The sequence below is a fragment of the Pedobacter sp. AK013 genome, from assembly GCF_014205835.1.
In the GTDB taxonomy this organism is placed as follows: Bacteria; Bacteroidota; Bacteroidia; order Sphingobacteriales; family Sphingobacteriaceae; genus Pedobacter.
The window spans coordinates 1-16,784 of sequence record NZ_JACHCQ010000033.1 but is presented as its reverse complement, the minus strand read 5'-3'; the positions used below and the strand labels follow the sequence as shown (position 1 = coordinate 16,784).

Sequence of the window (16,784 nt, the reverse complement as noted above, 5' to 3'; positions counted from 1 at the left end):
ATGGAATCAGATTTAACAGAAAAAGAATTGCGTTTAGCAACATTTATGAGTGAAATTTCAGAATATTGTTATTCTGCAGGTTGGATGCAGAATTTAGAATATGCCCTATGGAATGCGGTAATAAATGGTGAAAGGAAATATGGACAGTCCTACATCACCGAAGATGATATCTCCACATTGATTAAGCTTTCTACAGATGCAAATGCCTGGATCGTATATGATGACGATAAAGAGGAAACAGCTTTGAGCTTAAAAGAATGGACAGAAAAATTTAAAAAGGATGTGGAGCAAAACAAAGGAATTATAAAAGGTTAACAGCTTTATTAGTAATGCCTCCACGAGCCATGGTACTTTTTGCCACGGAAACCCGGAGCACACGGAAAACCCATCTGACAAATGTACCCTCGCTATTCAACCTTCAATAGCAGCACTACCCGAATTTAATAAACCTGATCGGAACGAACACGAGTGCAACGAGTAAAGTGAAGAGCAGGACTAACCCAAACCGATAAAAACAGGAACCTGCTTTCCAAATGATCAGCAATTATTTGATATCTTTTTCTATCAACCAAAACTTTTAAATTACAAGAACAAAAAATTCTCCAATATTGTCCACTTCAAAATGCCTGCTCATTCCGATTAGTTTTATTACTTTCGCCAAAAATCCAGTATCAAGATGTCTTTAGTACAAGAATTACAGACCCGCTCGGGCAATAAATGCGAATTATGCACTGCTGAAACCAATTTATCGGTATACGAAGTGCCGCCAACCAGCAATGCCAATAGTGATAACAGCATTTTAGTTTGTAAGACCTGTTTAGACCAGATTGAAAAAAATGAACAGCTTGATGCCGGACATTGGAAAATTTTAACAGAAACCATGTGGTCGGAATTTGCGCCCGTTCAGGTAGTGGCCTGGCGCATGTTAAGCCGACTGAGAAATGAAGGTTGGGCTGCAGATAGTCTAGATATTTTATACCTAGATGATGAAACGTTGGAATGGGCTAAGAAAACCGGCGACCATGAACAGGAAGGTACTGTTGAATTTCACCAGGATAGTAATGGCACCCGTTTATTTGAGGGCGACACCGTGGTTTTAGTTAAAACGCTGGATGTTAAAGGCTCAACACTCAGTGCCAAACTGGGTACTGTGGTAAAAAACATCCGGTTGGTACACGATAATACCGAACAGATTGAGGGTAAGGTAGAGGGACAAACCATTGTAATTTTAACAAAATACCTCCGCAAAGGATAAAATGTCGTTTGATGATTGATTAGGCCATTCGCTATTAAAATGCGAATAGATGTACTGTCCAAAATCAACAAACCTGATCGGAACGAACACAAGTGCAACGGGTAAAATGGAGAGCAGGCCAACCCAAACCTATAACAACAGGAACCTGCTTTCCAAATCATCAACAATCATTATTTCTCATGCATTACCTATAATATCTCCGAGCCATTTTTATTTTTGCCACAGAAGCACGGAGCGCACGGAAAACCGCCAGATCGATGCACCTCGCTATTCAACCTCAAATAGCAGCACCGGACTAAGTTAAATAAACCTGATCGGAACGAACACGAGTGCAGCGAGTAAAGTGGAGAGCAGGGCCAACCCAAACCTATAACAACAGGAACCTGCTTTCCAAATGATCAACAATCATTATTTCTCGCGCATTACCCAATACCTCCGAGCCATTTTTATTTTTGCCACAGAAGCGCGGAGCGCACGGAAAACCACCCGATCGATGCGCCTCGCTATTCAATCTCAAATAGCAGCACCGGCCTTAGTTAAATAAACCTGATCGGAACGAACACACGTGCAACGGGTAAAGTGGAGAGCAGGGCCAACCCAAACCTATAATAACAGGAACCTGCTTTCCAAATCTTAAAACTTAAACTACGTTATTAACACCTGTTTTTCAGACTATTAACAAAACAGCGCTATTCACTTTCTATCGAAAACAATTTGTTGGCATTTTTTGTAGTTAGGCTAAGCGTTTCCTTACAGTAAAAATATTTTCAATACCGTTTAATTCTCGATTTAAAATTACATTTTTGCAAAAATTATTTAAAAGTAAATGCAGAGTTACTCAGAATTTCTTGATCTAAGTGTTGGTTTCCCTCAGGAGGGTTTCGATGTAATAGATGATGAATTATATTTTCAGGATTTAAACCTGATGGAAATGATCGAAACTTACGGTACTCCCCTACGTTTCACGTATTTACCAATGGTAAGTAAGAAGATTCAGCAAGCGAAGATTCTTTTCCAGACCGCTATTTTAAAGAACAATTACCGTGGCGATTATAAATATTGCTACTGTACAAAAAGCTCGCATTTTAAGCATATTGTAGAGGAAGCTTTAAAAAACAACATCCACCTGGAAACTTCTTCAGCTTTTGATATGCCAATGGTTGATGCTTTGGAGAAAAAAGGGGTGTTAACCAAAGATACCACCATCATCTGCAACGGCTTTAAAACCTACCAGTACAAACAATATATCATTGATATGTTGCACGATGGTTATACCAATATTATCCCGGTTTTAGACAATAAAGAGGAATTTAACCTTTTTGATGATGAGGTTGATATTGATACCCCTTGTAACCTCGGTATCCGTATTGCCGCTGAAGAGCAACCAGATTCGCAGTTCTATACTTCGCGTTTGGGTGTGCGTATGGAAGATATTATCGATTTTTACAACAATAAAATTGTACACAATCCTAATTTCAGGGTTAAATTGTTGCATTTCTTCATTAATTCTGGTATTACCGACTCGCCATATTACTGGAACGAGTTAGAGAAATATGTAACACTTTATTGCAAGTTCAAAAAAATCAATCCTGATTTGGATACCCTTGATATTGGTGGCGGTATGCCATTTAAAGATTCATTGGTATTCGATTTCGATTACGAATATATGGTAAACGAAATTGTGAAAAGGATTAAAGAAATCTGCGCGATCCATGATGTAATGGAACCAGATATTATTACCGAATTTGGTAAATATACCGTAGCTGAAGCATCGGGTATTCTTTATAAAGTATTGGGCCGTAAACAACAGAACGACCGCGAGCGTTGGTTAATGTTAGATGGTTCTTTCATTACCAATTTACCAGATGTTTGGGCATTAAATCAAAAATATATCTTACTGCCAATTAACAACTGGGATGCGGAGTACGAACGCGTTAACTTGGGTGGTATTACCTGCGATGGACAGGACTATTACAATCAGGAAGCACACATGAACAGTGTATTTATGCCTAAAACACGTAAAGTACAGTATTTAGGTTTCTTCCATACCGGGGCATACCAGGAGGTATTGAGCGGTTATGGTGGTATTCACCATTGTTTGTTGCCTAGTCCGAAGCATGTGCTGATCCGCAGAAACCGCGATGAAAGTTTCAACTTTGAGGTTTTTGGAGAAGAACAAAACAGTAAGCAGGTATTGAAGATTCTGGGTTACTAATTCAGTTTACCGTTGGGAATTTGGTGAGTGCAAAAACAAAATTTCATTAAAATAAACATATACCTCAGTTTTTTTACTGAGGTATTTTTTTTATATTTGAGTATGGCACATGAACAAATTAAGTTATTCGATCGGATCATTGCTACAGATGGTTTGATGGGAGGAAGACCTACGATACGTGGGTTGAGATTTCCAGTTTCTGATGTACTTGAATTATTAGCAAGCGGCATGAGTGAGGAACAAATTCTAGAGGAACATCCTATCCTAGAAAAGGAAGATATTAGGGCTGTTCTCTTATATAGTGCGCAAAAAATAAATGAGGACTTAATGTATGAATAATTGGGAAATTTGGACCGACACCAATATATCCCCTATAATTGCCAAATGGCTTTCAGAATACACAAATTTTAAAACAAGATCTTCTTTCAGCCTAAATTTACATTCAGTAGATGACTTGACCATTTTTAGAATGGCTCAAATTAAAAAGAATGTCATAATTGTTTCTAAGGATTCCGATTTCAAAGAATTAATCGATTGGTTTGGTACTCCTCCAAAACTTATTCTTATTAAATTCGGGAATTGTTCAAATAAACTATTTTGGCAAAAGTTAGAACCAAAGATTAACTCAGCATTAGAAGTTCTTTTAAATAAAAAAGAGGAAGTTAATGTAATTAGTATCACATAACATATTTTAAAAATGCAATTCGGTAAAGTAGACGACCCTTCGATTATAGATTATACCCTTCCTGCTGACGCTCCTGAAACAGCAGCAGTTTTAGCAGCAAATAAACCTAAACAATCCTTTCGGGCTTATGTGGGTTGCGCTAAATGGAATAAAACCGATTTAAAAGGTTTTTACCCTAAAGGTACAAAAGACGAATTAACCTATTATGCTACCCAGTTTAATTCGATCGAATTGAATGCAACTTTTTACGGCATGCCTACCCGCGAGCAGGTAATTACGTGGACGCAAAAAACACCTGCAGATTTTAAATTCTTCCCTAAACTGACCAATACCATCAGTCACTTTAAAAGGTTAATCAACGTTAAAGAACCTGTAGAACAGTATTGCGATGCCATCAGTAATTTTGAAGATAAATTAGGAATGGCTTTTCTTCAATTGCACGATAATTTTAAACCTAAAGATTTTGAAAGATTAAAAATCGTGATCAGCGAGTTTCCAAAAGTGATTCCTTTAGCCGTTGAAGTGAGAAATGGCGAATGGTTTTCAAATTCAACTATTGCCAATGAATTTGCTCAATTGTTTCAGGAAAATGGCGTGGCCAATATCATTGTTGATACAGCAGGCAGAAGAGATATGCTGCACATGCGTTTAACTTCGCCCACAGCTTTTGTGCGTTTTGTAGGTGCAAACGATGATGACATAGATAAAAAACGCTTAGACGACTGGATTGAAAGAATTGTAAGCTGGAAAGAACAGGGCTTGCAAAACTTATATTTCTTTGTACACCAGAATGTTGAACTATCTTCTCCGTTATTTTCAGCTTATTTTACAGCGAAACTGAATAAAGCTACAGGAACTGATTTAAAAATCCCGGTAATGGCCAATCAGGCTTCGCCAAGCTTATTTTAGTTTTTTTGGTACGTCATTCTCGGGTATGCGGGAATCTTAATGCATTTGAAATGAAGGATTAAGATTCCCAACCTACTGCTGGTCGAGATTTGCAATCTCGTCTGAATGAGTTGTGGATTTATAATCCACTTCAAGAATTCGCAAGTCGGGATTACAAATCCCGACTAACATATTTAATTTCTCTTATAAACCGTTTCCGTAGCTTTTGCTTCTTCCCCTTCTGGCGAGACATTGTAAGCAGTTAATATAATTTCATTTTCACCAATAATCTCAAGTGATGTTCTCCAGCCCCAAAGCTGCTCGCCATATTCAGGACTCCCATATTCTCCAAAAACAGAAAAACCACTGTGCGTAGCTTCACCGCTCGAAAGCATAATCTGTGTGCCCATATGGAAACTATCGACCCAACTTGTCGTAAATCTTTGGTAAGGAATATCGAAACCGACAATCATTTTACCTTCAAAAGCTTTTCCTTCCAAACTTCCCTGGTAATCGATAGAAATAAAACGGCTACCTAAAATAGAAATAATCTGAGCCTCTGCAGGTGATTCATCTGCAAGGATATCTTTTTCGAACCAGGTTTTGGTTATACCTTTCCAGTTACCATTTAAACTTTGAAGCAGGTGATGAGCACCATCTGTTAAAGATTGCTCGAATTTACTTTTTGCCATAAATCAAACTTATAAAATATAGTTGTAATGTTTAATAGTTTGTATAGAAGATTTTGGATTGAAAATTGTAAATTGTTAATTGAAAACTATCTATGTATGTTAAAAACGCTAGATCTCAATCAGGTAATGGTTATCGATATCGAAACTGTACCTCAATATCCATCATTTCAGGATGTGCCTCCCCATTTCCAGGAACTTTGGGAACAAAAAACACATTATCAGAGAAATTCAGACCAAACTGCTGGAGAATTTTATGAAAAGGCAGGCATTATGGCCGAATTTGGTAAGATTATATGCATTAGCATGGGGATTTTTAGTGTCCAGGGCAAATCATCCGCGCTGCGCATCAAATCTATTTTTGGCGACGATGAAAAAGAAATGCTACTACAATTTTCTGCTTTGTTGAGCAAACAAGCCCCCGCCTTAATGTTTTGTGCGCACAATGGAAAAGAATTCGATTTCCCCTATTTATGCCGAAGGTTGTTGATTAATGGCATAGAAATTCCGGTTCAATTGCAGCTTTCGGGCAAAAAGCCCTGGGAAGTAAACCATATTGATACAATGGAACTCTGGAAATTCGGCGATTACAAACATTTCACTTCCTTAAACCTGCTAGCTGCTATTTTAGATATCCCTACTCCTAAAGATGACATTAATGGCGCGCAGGTGAGACAAGTTTATTACGAAGAAAAAAATCTCAATAGAATTGTAACCTATTGCCAGAAAGATGTAATTACTACCGCACAGGTATTATTAAAATTTAAAGGAATGGATATAATTTCGGCAGAAAACATTACCATTGTAACGTAATGCTAAACGTTGAAAACCTAAATATTGATTTTTATAACCAGGAAGAAAAAACCTGGTTTAAAGCGGTAAAACAGATCAGTTTTAATGTAAAAAAGGGAACTGTTTTAGGTATTGTTGGTGAATCCGGTTCTGGAAAATCGGTTACATCCTTCTCCATTATGCGCTTGCATGATGAACGTGGGGCAAAAATTACCGGAAAAATAGATTTTGAAGATATTAGTCTGCTCAACCTCAGCTCGAACGAAATCCGCCAGATCAGGGGAAACCAGATCTCGATGATTTTTCAGGAGCCCATGACTTCCCTCAACCCCGTTTTTACCTGTGGCTACCAAGTGGCCGAAGCCATTATGTTGCATCGAAAGGTAGATAAAGCGGAAGCTAAAAAACATACTATTGCTCTATTTAACGAAGTACAATTACCCCGACCGGAAAAAATATTTGATAGTTACCCACATCAAATATCAGGTGGACAAAAGCAAAGGGTAATGATTGCTATGGCTTTAAGCTGCGATCCGAAATTATTAATAGCCGATGAACCTACCACGGCGCTGGATGTAACTGTTCAAAAAACAATTTTACAATTGCTTTTAAAACTGAAAACAGAACGCAACATGGCCATGATCTTTATTTCGCACGATTTAGGTGTGGTAAATGAAATTGCCGATGATCTGGCTGTAATGTACAAAGGCGAAATTGTAGAGCAGGGTCTGGCAAAATCTATTTTCGAAAACCCTCAACACCCCTATACTAAAGGCTTACTTGCCTGTAGACCTTCACCTGGCCTACAATTAAAAAAATTACCTGTGGTGGCCGATTTCCTATCTGGAAAAATTGATGATGCTTCAGCACATTTACAAGCTTCAAATCAGCTAACAACAGCAGAAATAGTCGATCGGAGGGCGAAACTTTATGCCAAGCAACCTTTACTTCAGATCAAAAACCTATGTACCTGGTATCCTATTCATAATGGCCTTTTCGGCAAAACAACCGATTATGTTAAAGCTGTTGACCAATTGAATTTTGAGGTTTATCCAGGGGAAACTTTAGGTCTGGTTGGCGAATCGGGCTGTGGCAAAACCACTTTAGGACGGACTATTTTAAGATTGATCCAACCCACTTCTGGAGAGATTATTTTTAATGGTGAAAACATTACACACATTAGCAAAACCGATCTACGTAAATTAAGGAAAGATATCCAGATTATTTTTCAAGACCCTTACGCTTCGTTAAATCCACGGTTAAGCATCGGACAATCTATTTTAGAACCTTTACAGGTGCATAAGCTACACCACAACGATGCCGAACGCAAAAAGAAGGTATTAGAATTGCTTGATAAAGTTGGTTTAAAAGAAGAACATTTTAACCGGTACCCGCATGAGTTTAGCGGCGGGCAAAGGCAACGTGTAGTAATTGCCAGGGCTTTGGCTTTGCAACCTAAATTTATCATCTGCGACGAATCTGTATCTGCTTTAGATGTTTCCGTGCAGGCGCAGGTTTTAAACTTAATCAAGGATCTCCAACGCGAATTCGGACTCACTTATATCTTCATTTCGCATGACCTGGCCGTTGTAAAACATATTTCAGACCGTATTTTAGTGATGAATAAAGGAAAAATCGAAGAAGAAGGTTTTCCGGAGCAAATATTTTATGCACCAAAAGCAGCTTATACCCAAAAACTGATAGAGGCTATACCAGGACACCAATAATAGAAAATGCTTAAATATCTTTCAATTGCTTTTACACTGATTTTTCTTTCTTTAAATGTTTGTGCACAAAAAGTAGAAATCATTCAGTCGACTAATATTTTCGAAAAGGCTCCATTTGAGGCCTGCCACGCTTCAACTTTGGTTGATTTAGGCAAAGGAAAAATAATGGCCGCCTGGTTTGGCGGTAAACACGAAGGCAGTAAAGATGTAGTAATCTGGTCGTCAATAAAAACCGGAACGCAATGGAGTCAACCGATCGAAATCGCCAATGGGATAATAAATGATACCAGCAGGTTTGCTTGTTGGAATCCTGTTCTTTTTAAAACAAAAAACGGGATCTTATTTTTACATTACAAAGTTGGGCTAAATCCCCGTACCTGGTGGGCTGAGTATAAAACATCTGTTAACAACGGCAAAACATGGTCGGAAGCACGCAAACTGCCTAAAGATTTCTTAGGGCCTATTAAAAACAAACCGATTCAATTACCAAGTGGAACAATTCTTTATCCCTCCAGTACAGAAAGTTTGGATGAAAAAACATGGGCCATCCATATTGAAAAATCAGATGCTGATGGTAAAAACTGGGAAAAGATTAATATTAATTGCGATACTTTTGGCGTAATCCAACCTTCTATTCTGAGTTACCCAAATGGGAAATTACAGGTATTATGCAGAAGCAGGCAAAATGTAATTGTAGAAAGCTGGTCTGAAGATAATGGCAAAACCTGGTTAAAACTTAAGGCTACTCAATTGCCCAATCCGAATTCGGGTAGTGATGCCGTAACCTTAAAAGATGGCCGGCAGTTGCTTATTTACAATCCACTAACAGCAGGCAAAAATTGGTGGGAAGGCCGTTCAGTATTGAAACTCGCTATATCAACCGATGGCAAAAACTGGAAAGACATTTATACTTTAGAAGATCACAATCAGGGCGAATACAGTTATCCGGCTATAATCCAAAGTGATGATGGTTTGATCCATTTATCCTATACCTCTCTAAGGAAAAAAATCAAATACTTTTGCATTAAACTTAAATAAGATACGATTATTGCACGTTATCTTAAATGCTGTTTAAAGTAAATGAAATGATACTCAATAGCTTTTTTCCAGTATTCGGTATTATGATCGCCGGGCTGGCTTATAAAGCTGATGGGAATACCTAATTTTTCTGCTGATACTTTGACAGAAAGAGTTGCAGGATATAGTATATCCGATGTTCCACAATCCATCAAGAAAGGCTTGTTAAAGTTTTGATTTCCAGTTAATAAATTTGAAATGCTATACTGATGCCAATCGTTTTGTTCAGGACGTCCAAAAACTTTTATTAAATCATTTGTCATTCTGCTCGATTGCCAAAACTGTTTGCTCGCTTTTTCCAGATCATTAAAATCGATTTCCAGTGCACCGCTGGTAGATGCAGCAGTGTTGAAGTAGTCCTGATTAAGGATAAAATAGCGAAGTGCACCATAACCGCCCATGCTTAAACCACCTATAAAAATATTTTGAGTAGCTATGCTTAATGATTGACGCACCCTCGGCAACAAATCTTTGAAGAAAAAATCCTCATATTGGTCTCCATCAGGCTGGTGGCTATTCATATAATAAGAAGTAAAACCTTCAGGCGTTACAATAATAAATTGATATTGATTGGCCAATCTTTGCAAATCTGTTGTTTTTGACCACTGGGTATAATTTTCACTGTAACCGTGTAATAGATAAACAAGCGGATAATGTTTAGATTTCTGGTAATTTTGAGGTTTAAATACCATTACTTTACCTGGAGATTTAAGATATTTTGAATTTAAAATCCATACCTCATGGCCAAATGCGTTAAAAAACATAAAAATTGAAATTGCTGTGATAATCAAATTTTTCATAGTTGTAAATTTGATTCAAAAATCATCATGCATTTTTAGATTTACAATAACGAACAAAATTGTTAGTTTCTACAAATTAGGTTATGCGTAAGGAAAATTCAACCAATGTATTAAATCAGCAGTTCCTGTTTCAGGTATGCGAACTCAACTCGGCCATTGCCATGATTGGAGGCCGTTGGAAATCCCAGATTGTATATTCTATTTACGAAGGGAATAATAGGTTCCATCTCCTAAAAAAAGAACTGACCAATATTTCGGAGCAAGTACTGGGGAGGCAATTAAAAGAACTGGAAACTCATGCCATCATCATTAAGAAAGAGATTCCCGGATCAATTCCTCAGGGTATTGAATATACCCTTACCAATAAAGGTTTAGAATTAATTCCGATATTAAAGTTGCTTTGCGATTGGGGCAAGACGTTTGCAGATGGTAAGCAAATAACCGCTAAGTTGCCTGCTCTTTGTGTTTAGGCAAAGTATCTTGTTCGGGCAGTTTTATCTTTTCACCCCTTATTTTTACCTATTGTAGCCATCTTTTCTGTATCTTCGGTAAATTCAGTTTAGTGTATGGCAAAGAAAAAATCGGCAAATATAAAATTGGTTCTGAATCAGTTGGTTAGTGATATTTTTGAAAAAAACAATAATCAGCTGCTTAATTACAAGCAGGTTTCGGCCAAATTAAATTTGAACGATCAAGAGTCTAGAGAAACCATTCTCGAAATCTTAAAAGAAGGGAAAAGTGCAGGGATTTTCTTAGAACCAGAAAAGGGTAAATTTAAGCTTAAAGAGCTACAGAATTTCATTATCGGTACGGTTGATATGACCGCCGATGGTTCAGCGTATATTATTCCCGAAGATGAGTTTGAGAAGGACATTTTTGTAGCACCGCGAAAACTCAAAAATGCACTACATGGCGACACTGTAAAGGCTTATGTTTTTGCAAAAAAAAGCGGTCGTAAAAATGACGGCGAAGTTGTCGAAATCATTAAAAGGGCAAAATCAGATTTCACCGGTGTAATCAAAATATCAGATCGTTTTGCATTTGTAATTGCCGACGATAAAAAAATGATGCACGATATTTTTGTACCGCTGGCCGATACCCACGGGGCCAAAAACGGACAACGTGTATTAGTAACCTTATCAGACTGGCCGGAAAGTGCCAAAAATCCGATCGGTATTGTTAAACATGTGCTCGGCAATCAAGGTGAAAACAACACCGAAATGAATGCAATTTTAGCACAGTATGGTTTTCCTCTGGAGTTTCCGCCACAGGTAGAGCGAGAAGCCAATGTTATCCCCGAAGATATTTCTACAGCTGAAATTGCCAAAAGAAAGGATTTTAGAAACGTATTAACCTTTACTATTGATCCGGCAGATGCGAAAGATTTCGATGATGCCATTTCTTATCAAAAACTTCCTAACGGCAACCACGAAATCGGGGTTCACATTGCTGATGTTTCACACTATGTAATTCAGGGAAGCGAACTCGATAAAGAAGCGTATAGCCGCGCTACCTCGGTTTACCTCGTTGATCGCGTAATCCCGATGCTGCCCGAACGTTTAAGTAACGGGGTATGCTCGCTCCGCCCGCATGAAGATAAATTGTGTTTTGCTGCAGTTTTTGAACTCGATGAGCAGGCAAATATCCAAAATGAGTGGTATGGCCGTACAGTAATCCATTCCGACCGAAGATTCACCTACGAAGAAGCACAGGAAGTGATTGAAAGTAAAACCGGCGATTATGCAAGCGAAATACAAAAACTGAATGAACTGGCCTACATTTTACGCGAACGTAAGTTTAAAAACGGGGCCATCAGCTTTGAAAGTACCGAAGTTAAATTTAAACTCGATGAAGCTGGCAAACCCATAGGCGTTTATGTAAAAGAACGTAAAGATGCCCATAAACTCATTGAAGATTACATGCTTTTGGCCAACCGTAAAGTAGCTGAGTTTATTGCAAAAAAAAGCAAGGGCAAACAAAAACTGACTTTTGTTTACCGCGTGCACGATTCGCCAAACATGGAAACCCTGAACACTTTTGCCAACTTTGCTTCCCGTTTTGGTTATAAAATCAATACCAAATCGGATAAAGAAATTGCCAAATCGCTAAACCATTTAATGGCCGATGTAGAAGGCAAAAAAGAGCAGAACATTTTAACCTCGCTGGCCATCCGTTCTATGGCCAAAGCCATTTATACCACTAAAAAAACCAGTCACTACGGGCTGGCCTTCGAGTATTATACCCATTTTACCTCACCCATCCGTCGTTACCCCGATGTAATGGCACACCGTTTACTGCAAATCTATTTAGATGATGGCAAATCGGCTGATATGGAGTTTTACGAAGTTGCTTCAGTTCATTCTTCGGCGATGGAAAAAAGGGCTGCTGATGCAGAAAGAGCTTCGATTAAATACAAACAGGCCGAATATTTAGAAAATAATATCGGTACCACATACAAAGGCATTATTTCTGGTGTTACAGAATGGGGCATGTATGTAGAGATTGAAGAGAACAAATGTGAGGGCATGATTCGTTTAAGAGATATATCTGACGATTTTTATGTACTTGATGAGAAAAACTACTGCATTGTAGGCCAACGCAAAAAGAAAAAATATCAGCTTGGTGATGAAGTAATGATCAGGGTGAAAAAAGTAGATCTTTCTAAACGTCAGATCGATTTCACCTTAATTCCAGATTAAAAATTTAAAATTGTGCCTTAAACACAGTGTTTTACGCAATAATTAGAATGCATACTACAGAAGAATTACAACAAATTTTAGATACTGCAATACAAAATTTAAAGTTTCCGGATCACCCTAAACAGCTTTACGATCCGATTACTTATATCATTAATCTGGGTGGAAAACGGGTAAGACCCCTATTGGTTTTAATGGCTACCGAATTATTTGGTGAAGATGCCAATGAATCTATCCATGCCGCTATGGCCATTGAAATTTTTCATAATTTCACGCTCGTTCATGATGATATTATGGACAATGCACCAATCCGCAGAGGGAAAGCCACTGTACACGAAAAATGGAGTACCAATATTGCCATTTTAAGTGGCGACGTAATGATGGTGGAAGCAAATAAAAACCTCGCCAAAGTAAACCCAGCTTTTCTAGGCCCTGTATTAAATACCTTTAACGCAACAGCGCAGGGTGTTTGTGAAGGTCAGCAGTTAGATATGGAATTTGAAGGCCGTGATGATGTGAGTATTGAAGAATACATCAACATGATCAGATTAAAAACTGCCGTGCTTTTGGGTGGCGCATTAAAGCTCGGAGCCATTATTGCTGGTGCCTCAGAAAAAGATGCCGACTTAATCTATCAGTTTGGCGAAAATATAGGCATTGCCTTTCAACTGCAGGATGATATTTTAGACGTCTATGCCGATCCTGAAAAATTCGGAAAACAGGTTGGCGGCGATATTATTGCCAATAAAAAGACTTTCCTGCTATTGAAAGCACTATCGAAAACCAATTCATCAGCACTTCAGAGTTGGATTGATAATAAAATCCCAAATATTAAGGAAAAAGTTAAAGCAGTTACAGCGATATATAACGAACTTCAGATCCGAGAAGAAGCCGAAAAAGAGATGATGAAATATGCAGCGCTGGCTTTCCAAAATCTAAAAGATATCGAAGCCACAGCATCAAATAAAGAAGATCTTCATCAACTCGCAGAACAGCTATTGAAACGAAATAATTAAATCACAAACATAATTAACCTCTCATGCACACCTTATCCATAAAAACACGATCATTATCCTACCGAATAGCTTTAAGATCAACTTTTCTTTCGGTCTTTTTGACCATTTTATTAGCTATTACTGGCTGTAAAGATTCGAGAGATCAGATGGCTAAATTTGTAAAAGACTATAACGATGGAGCCACTTATCGCAATATTCAATCTGTAAGCCGTACTTCTGCAGAAGCAGATTACAAAAACAAAATCATCAAAATAAAGACAGTAACTACATTTTCGATCAGCGATCCGGAAAATAATTTCATTAAGCAGATTATGCCGAATATGATGATGGAAACTTTAAAAAATCAACCCTTATCACGGCAGATGCTTGATAAAGGTGTTAAATTCGAAATCATCTATTACACCGATAATTTATCCGAAATCTCTTCTATCATAGTGGATAAAAAGAAGATGGATGAATTAAACAGTGCTACAGCGGATGTGCTCAACAACCAACCCAGTATCATTAATCCGAAGCCCCACGCTCCCACCAGCGAACTTGGAGCAATGCTGGCCGCGCTGAATAAAAGTTTGCCATATACTGATCCATCATCTGGAATGACCATTTTCAGGGTCGATCAAAATAGAATTGGCGACCTCGTTTATCATGTTAGGGCTCCAAAAGACTTAGTTAATCCGCTAAAAACCGAAGCAGGTATATCATTAGTAAAAAGTGAAATATTAAGAAGTGGCAAATTATCAAAAATGCTAAACTCTTTTGTTCGCTTTAACATTACTGCGGTCAAATATATCTATTACGATCAAAAAGGAAACCAGCTGAACGAACTCCGTTTAACAACTGCCGATTTTAGATAATCAATATGGAAGATGAATACAAAGAAAGACCTGTTTGGAGAACGGTGCTTAGTATAGTTATAGCTATTTTTGCAGTAGTGCGTCTTGTTGCCACTTGCAACAAAATGGATTCGCGACAATCTAAGGCTAAAGAACCTATTGAGTTTAAGATGCCGGAGCAGCAGTTTTCGGATCAGCGGCCATTGCCTCCTGCTCACGCACCTAAAGCCTGGAACAGTTTGCTTTATAAAAGATACAAATATCTCGACTCACTGGACCAAACTCGTTTAAGGGATTTTTATATTGTTAAAGTGGCAAAAGACTCACTTGTTGCCCTGGATATAAAAAGCCAGCTTAAAATAGAAAAAGGATGTTTTTTTCAGAACACACACGATGATTCCTTAAAATTCGCATTTAAAACCAAAAAAAATTTAAATGTATTCGTGCATGATTTTGAAAGCAGTACAGCTGTCGACAAATCTTTTAAAAAGTTAAAGGCAGGGAGCGGAATTAAAAATTTCAAAGAATTTATAAAGTTAAGCCCAACAACTAAGCTGGTAACTTATAACATTGCAAAAGAAGGTATAAAGTTTAATGGTATTGCATATGTTTATGACCAAAACAACTATAAAATGTTTATTGAATTTGAAAGCAGTACATTACCACAAATGAAGTTAAACCATGAGGCCTTAATCTATGTTGCTTCTCACATTAAAGTTAGTAAATAAAAAATGTTGTTCTGTTAGCTTAGAACAACATTTTTCATTATTCTGATTAGGCTTTCACCAGTTTATATTTAATCCAAAAATTGGAGCTTTTAGAAGCTGATTCACCACTTTCTGATGGCCGTTGACCGCCTCCCCCCATTCTTCCTCCACCACCCATACCGCCACGGCCGCCACCGCCCATTCCACGGCTACCGCCTGACCTTCCTCTGCCGCTGCTTGCGCCTTCGGGTCTACCTTCTCTTTTAAAGCCAGATTTATTCGGCTCATTAATTTTGATATTGTAAACCAATGGTTTTTTAAGATCTAAACCTACCTGTAATTGCACTAACGGAATGCTTAATTCGTAAATAAGGTCTCTGTTGGGGTGAATACTCATTCCGGTTTCAATGCCGTCCTGGTTTATTGCTGGCAGTTCACCATCAGCTATATTTTTAAAACCAGAAACACGGATACTTTTATTCATTACCACAGGATCATGTGTTGCTCCGTCTGGCGATAAAGGCTGTTCTTCTCCTTCTTTCGGCATTGGCGGCCTATCCATCAAAGGAAAAGTTAGTTTCATACCATCTTTCTTCTTCCCTTCCGTATTGATATTTAAGGTAATGCCACCTCTTAATACACTAAATGTAGTTTGAGGATCTAATGATTCGATAATGATGTACAGGTTTTTATCGTCGTTGGCCAGTGCAAAAGCCAACTTGGTGGCATCGTTATATTGGTTAAGCGGCTCATTCCATTCGTTCGATATACCATCAGCCTTAAATGGCTTTACCATGCGGATATTTTCTTCTACATCCTGCGCTTTTACCGAAAAGCTGCCAAACATAACAGAAAAAACAGATAATCTAAGTATTTTAAAATTCATCGTAAATAATTAAATAATGATTTACGAATGTATTGCAATGAATTGTTAAATTTTGTTATTTAACAGGCTTTAACACATTAGTCCAGAGTCGGCAGTCTATTAATCGATTTTCCCATGATATGTCACCCTTAGGGGTAATTTATAATATAAAAAAATTAAGTATATAGTTCCCTCAAGCTATCGTCATTTCGAGCGGAGTGCAACGTAGTCGAGAAATCTGCCTAGATAGATCTCTCCATTTCGCTGCGCTACAGTCGAGATGACGACCATTCTATTTGGAGTCTGTCAATGGTAACGTAGTCGAAGGGCTGGTAATAGTTTGGCGTTAGAATCAATTAACTGCTTTAAATAATTAAGCAACTTTCATATTCTGACCATTAAGAAGTTAAGAAAAATTAAGATTTAAGCAATCGCTGTAAACATTGGATCAAGCGGAAAAGTTGGGGGGATGTTTTAAGCATATATTTTCGACAATCTGAATAAGAAGAATTTAATATCCCTTACACCTCTTGAGGTTG

Annotated in this window: 18 protein-coding genes; 15 read left to right on the top strand and 3 right to left on the bottom strand. The window is 37.9% G+C overall.

Features of this window, described 5'->3' with window-relative positions; translation table 11 throughout:
* From HDC90_RS19810 to HDC90_RS19780, 7 genes are all read left to right on the top strand, one after another.
* Positions 1 to 315, top strand: a complete 315-nt coding sequence (locus HDC90_RS19810; RefSeq protein WP_184469477.1) for a hypothetical protein — start codon at positions 1 to 3, stop codon at positions 313 to 315.
* 361 nt (positions 316 to 676) lie between these two features.
* Positions 677 to 1,255, top strand: coding sequence for a PhnA domain-containing protein (locus HDC90_RS19805; RefSeq protein ID WP_184469475.1), 579 nt, complete (start codon positions 677 to 679; stop codon positions 1,253 to 1,255).
* Positions 1,256 to 1,304: 49 nt separating this feature from the next.
* The gene (locus HDC90_RS19800; RefSeq protein ID WP_184469473.1) at positions 1,305 to 1,559 is read left to right on the top strand and encodes a hypothetical protein; all 255 of its coding nucleotides are present in this window, start codon (positions 1,305 to 1,307) and stop codon (positions 1,557 to 1,559) included.
* A 522-nt stretch (positions 1,560 to 2,081) separates the two neighbouring features.
* Positions 2,082 to 3,470: an arginine decarboxylase gene (locus HDC90_RS19795; protein WP_029277861.1), complete on the top strand. Its 1,389-nt coding sequence runs from the start codon at positions 2,082 to 2,084 to the stop codon at positions 3,468 to 3,470.
* A gap of 102 nt (positions 3,471 to 3,572) precedes the next feature.
* Positions 3,573 to 3,809: a DUF433 domain-containing protein gene (locus HDC90_RS19790; RefSeq protein WP_083488731.1), complete on the top strand. Its 237-nt coding sequence runs from the start codon at positions 3,573 to 3,575 to the stop codon at positions 3,807 to 3,809.
* On the top strand, positions 3,802 to 4,155 hold the full coding sequence (locus HDC90_RS19785; protein ID WP_184469471.1) for a DUF5615 family PIN-like protein: 354 nt from the start codon (positions 3,802 to 3,804) through the stop codon (positions 4,153 to 4,155). Before HDC90_RS19790 ends, HDC90_RS19785 begins: the two co-directional genes overlap by 8 nt.
* 12 nt (positions 4,156 to 4,167) lie before the next feature.
* Positions 4,168 to 5,064 (top strand): DUF72 domain-containing protein, encoded by an 897-nt coding sequence (locus tag HDC90_RS19780; protein ID WP_184469469.1) that lies wholly within the window; start codon positions 4,168 to 4,170, stop codon positions 5,062 to 5,064.
* A gap of 173 nt (positions 5,065 to 5,237) precedes the next feature.
* On the opposite strand, the gene HDC90_RS19775 is transcribed toward HDC90_RS19780, so the two are convergent.
* On the bottom strand, positions 5,238 to 5,735 hold the full coding sequence (locus HDC90_RS19775) for a DUF1579 domain-containing protein (RefSeq protein ID WP_184469467.1): 498 nt from the start codon (positions 5,733 to 5,735) through the stop codon (positions 5,238 to 5,240).
* Between the two features lie 96 nt (positions 5,736 to 5,831).
* On the opposite strand from HDC90_RS19775, the gene HDC90_RS19770 reads away from it, so the two are divergent.
* The 3 genes from HDC90_RS19770 to HDC90_RS19760 are packed head-to-tail and all read left to right on the top strand — an operon-like array spanning position 5,832 to position 9,289.
* Entirely contained in the window at positions 5,832 to 6,545 is a 714-nt protein-coding gene (locus HDC90_RS19770; RefSeq protein WP_184469465.1) for a 3'-5' exonuclease, read from the top strand.
* The gene (locus HDC90_RS19765; RefSeq protein ID WP_184469463.1) at positions 6,545 to 8,251 is read left to right on the top strand and encodes an ABC transporter ATP-binding protein; all 1,707 of its coding nucleotides are present in this window, start codon (positions 6,545 to 6,547) and stop codon (positions 8,249 to 8,251) included. Before HDC90_RS19770 ends, HDC90_RS19765 begins: the two co-directional genes overlap by 1 nt.
* A gap of 6 nt (positions 8,252 to 8,257) precedes the next feature.
* Positions 8,258 to 9,289, top strand: a complete 1,032-nt coding sequence (locus tag HDC90_RS19760) for an exo-alpha-sialidase (protein WP_184469461.1) — start codon at positions 8,258 to 8,260, stop codon at positions 9,287 to 9,289.
* 17 nt (positions 9,290 to 9,306) lie between these two features.
* Here HDC90_RS19760 and HDC90_RS19755 read toward each other — a convergent pair whose 3' ends face one another.
* Positions 9,307 to 10,128: an alpha/beta hydrolase family protein gene (locus HDC90_RS19755; RefSeq protein WP_184469459.1), complete on the bottom strand. Its 822-nt coding sequence runs from the start codon at positions 10,126 to 10,128 to the stop codon at positions 9,307 to 9,309.
* Positions 10,129 to 10,211: 83 nt separating this feature from the next.
* On the opposite strand from HDC90_RS19755, the gene HDC90_RS19750 reads away from it, so the two are divergent.
* The 5 genes from HDC90_RS19750 (at position 10,212) to HDC90_RS19730 (ending at position 15,401) form a co-directional block, all read left to right on the top strand.
* Positions 10,212 to 10,598, top strand: coding sequence for a helix-turn-helix domain-containing protein (locus HDC90_RS19750; protein WP_184469457.1), 387 nt, complete (start codon positions 10,212 to 10,214; stop codon positions 10,596 to 10,598).
* A gap of 96 nt (positions 10,599 to 10,694) precedes the next feature.
* Entirely contained in the window at positions 10,695 to 12,827 is a 2,133-nt protein-coding gene (gene rnr, locus HDC90_RS19745; protein WP_184469456.1) for a ribonuclease R, read from the top strand.
* Between the two features lie 47 nt (positions 12,828 to 12,874).
* Positions 12,875 to 13,840 (top strand): polyprenyl synthetase family protein, encoded by a 966-nt coding sequence (locus HDC90_RS19740; protein ID WP_184469454.1) that lies wholly within the window; start codon positions 12,875 to 12,877, stop codon positions 13,838 to 13,840.
* Between the two features lie 98 nt (positions 13,841 to 13,938).
* Positions 13,939 to 14,694 (top strand): hypothetical protein, encoded by a 756-nt coding sequence (locus HDC90_RS19735; RefSeq protein WP_184469452.1) that lies wholly within the window; start codon positions 13,939 to 13,941, stop codon positions 14,692 to 14,694.
* 5 nt (positions 14,695 to 14,699) lie between these two features.
* Positions 14,700 to 15,401: a hypothetical protein gene (locus tag HDC90_RS19730; protein ID WP_184469450.1), complete on the top strand. Its 702-nt coding sequence runs from the start codon at positions 14,700 to 14,702 to the stop codon at positions 15,399 to 15,401.
* Positions 15,402 to 15,447: 46 nt separating this feature from the next.
* Here HDC90_RS19730 and HDC90_RS19725 read toward each other — a convergent pair whose 3' ends face one another.
* Positions 15,448 to 16,266: a hypothetical protein gene (locus HDC90_RS19725; protein ID WP_184469448.1), complete on the bottom strand. Its 819-nt coding sequence runs from the start codon at positions 16,264 to 16,266 to the stop codon at positions 15,448 to 15,450.
* Positions 16,267 to 16,784: the final 518 nt, after the last annotated feature.

Coding starts and splice junctions, on each gene's coding strand:
- HDC90_RS19765 (WP_184469463.1), top strand. CDS start 6,545: ATGCTAAACGTTGAAAACCTAAATATTGATTTTTATAACCAGGAAGAA.
- HDC90_RS19760 (WP_184469461.1), top strand. CDS start 8,258: ATGCTTAAATATCTTTCAATTGCTTTTACACTGATTTTTCTTTCTTTA.
- HDC90_RS19810 (WP_184469477.1), top strand. CDS start 1: ATGGAATCAGATTTAACAGAAAAAGAATTGCGTTTAGCAACATTTATG.
- HDC90_RS19790 (WP_083488731.1), top strand. CDS start 3,573: ATGGCACATGAACAAATTAAGTTATTCGATCGGATCATTGCTACAGAT.
- HDC90_RS19800 (WP_184469473.1), top strand. CDS start 1,305: ATGTACTGTCCAAAATCAACAAACCTGATCGGAACGAACACAAGTGCA.
- HDC90_RS19730 (WP_184469450.1), top strand. CDS start 14,700: ATGGAAGATGAATACAAAGAAAGACCTGTTTGGAGAACGGTGCTTAGT.
- HDC90_RS19725 (WP_184469448.1), bottom strand. CDS start 16,266: ATGAATTTTAAAATACTTAGATTATCTGTTTTTTCTGTTATGTTTGGC.
- HDC90_RS19785 (WP_184469471.1), top strand. CDS start 3,802: ATGAATAATTGGGAAATTTGGACCGACACCAATATATCCCCTATAATT.
- HDC90_RS19795 (WP_029277861.1), top strand. CDS start 2,082: ATGCAGAGTTACTCAGAATTTCTTGATCTAAGTGTTGGTTTCCCTCAG.
- rnr (WP_184469456.1), top strand. CDS start 10,695: ATGGCAAAGAAAAAATCGGCAAATATAAAATTGGTTCTGAATCAGTTG.
- HDC90_RS19740 (WP_184469454.1), top strand. CDS start 12,875: ATGCATACTACAGAAGAATTACAACAAATTTTAGATACTGCAATACAA.
- HDC90_RS19755 (WP_184469459.1), bottom strand. CDS start 10,128: ATGAAAAATTTGATTATCACAGCAATTTCAATTTTTATGTTTTTTAAC.
- HDC90_RS19750 (WP_184469457.1), top strand. CDS start 10,212: ATGCGTAAGGAAAATTCAACCAATGTATTAAATCAGCAGTTCCTGTTT.
- HDC90_RS19780 (WP_184469469.1), top strand. CDS start 4,168: ATGCAATTCGGTAAAGTAGACGACCCTTCGATTATAGATTATACCCTT.
- HDC90_RS19805 (WP_184469475.1), top strand. CDS start 677: ATGTCTTTAGTACAAGAATTACAGACCCGCTCGGGCAATAAATGCGAA.
- HDC90_RS19775 (WP_184469467.1), bottom strand. CDS start 5,735: ATGGCAAAAAGTAAATTCGAGCAATCTTTAACAGATGGTGCTCATCAC.
- HDC90_RS19770 (WP_184469465.1), top strand. CDS start 5,832: ATGTTAAAAACGCTAGATCTCAATCAGGTAATGGTTATCGATATCGAA.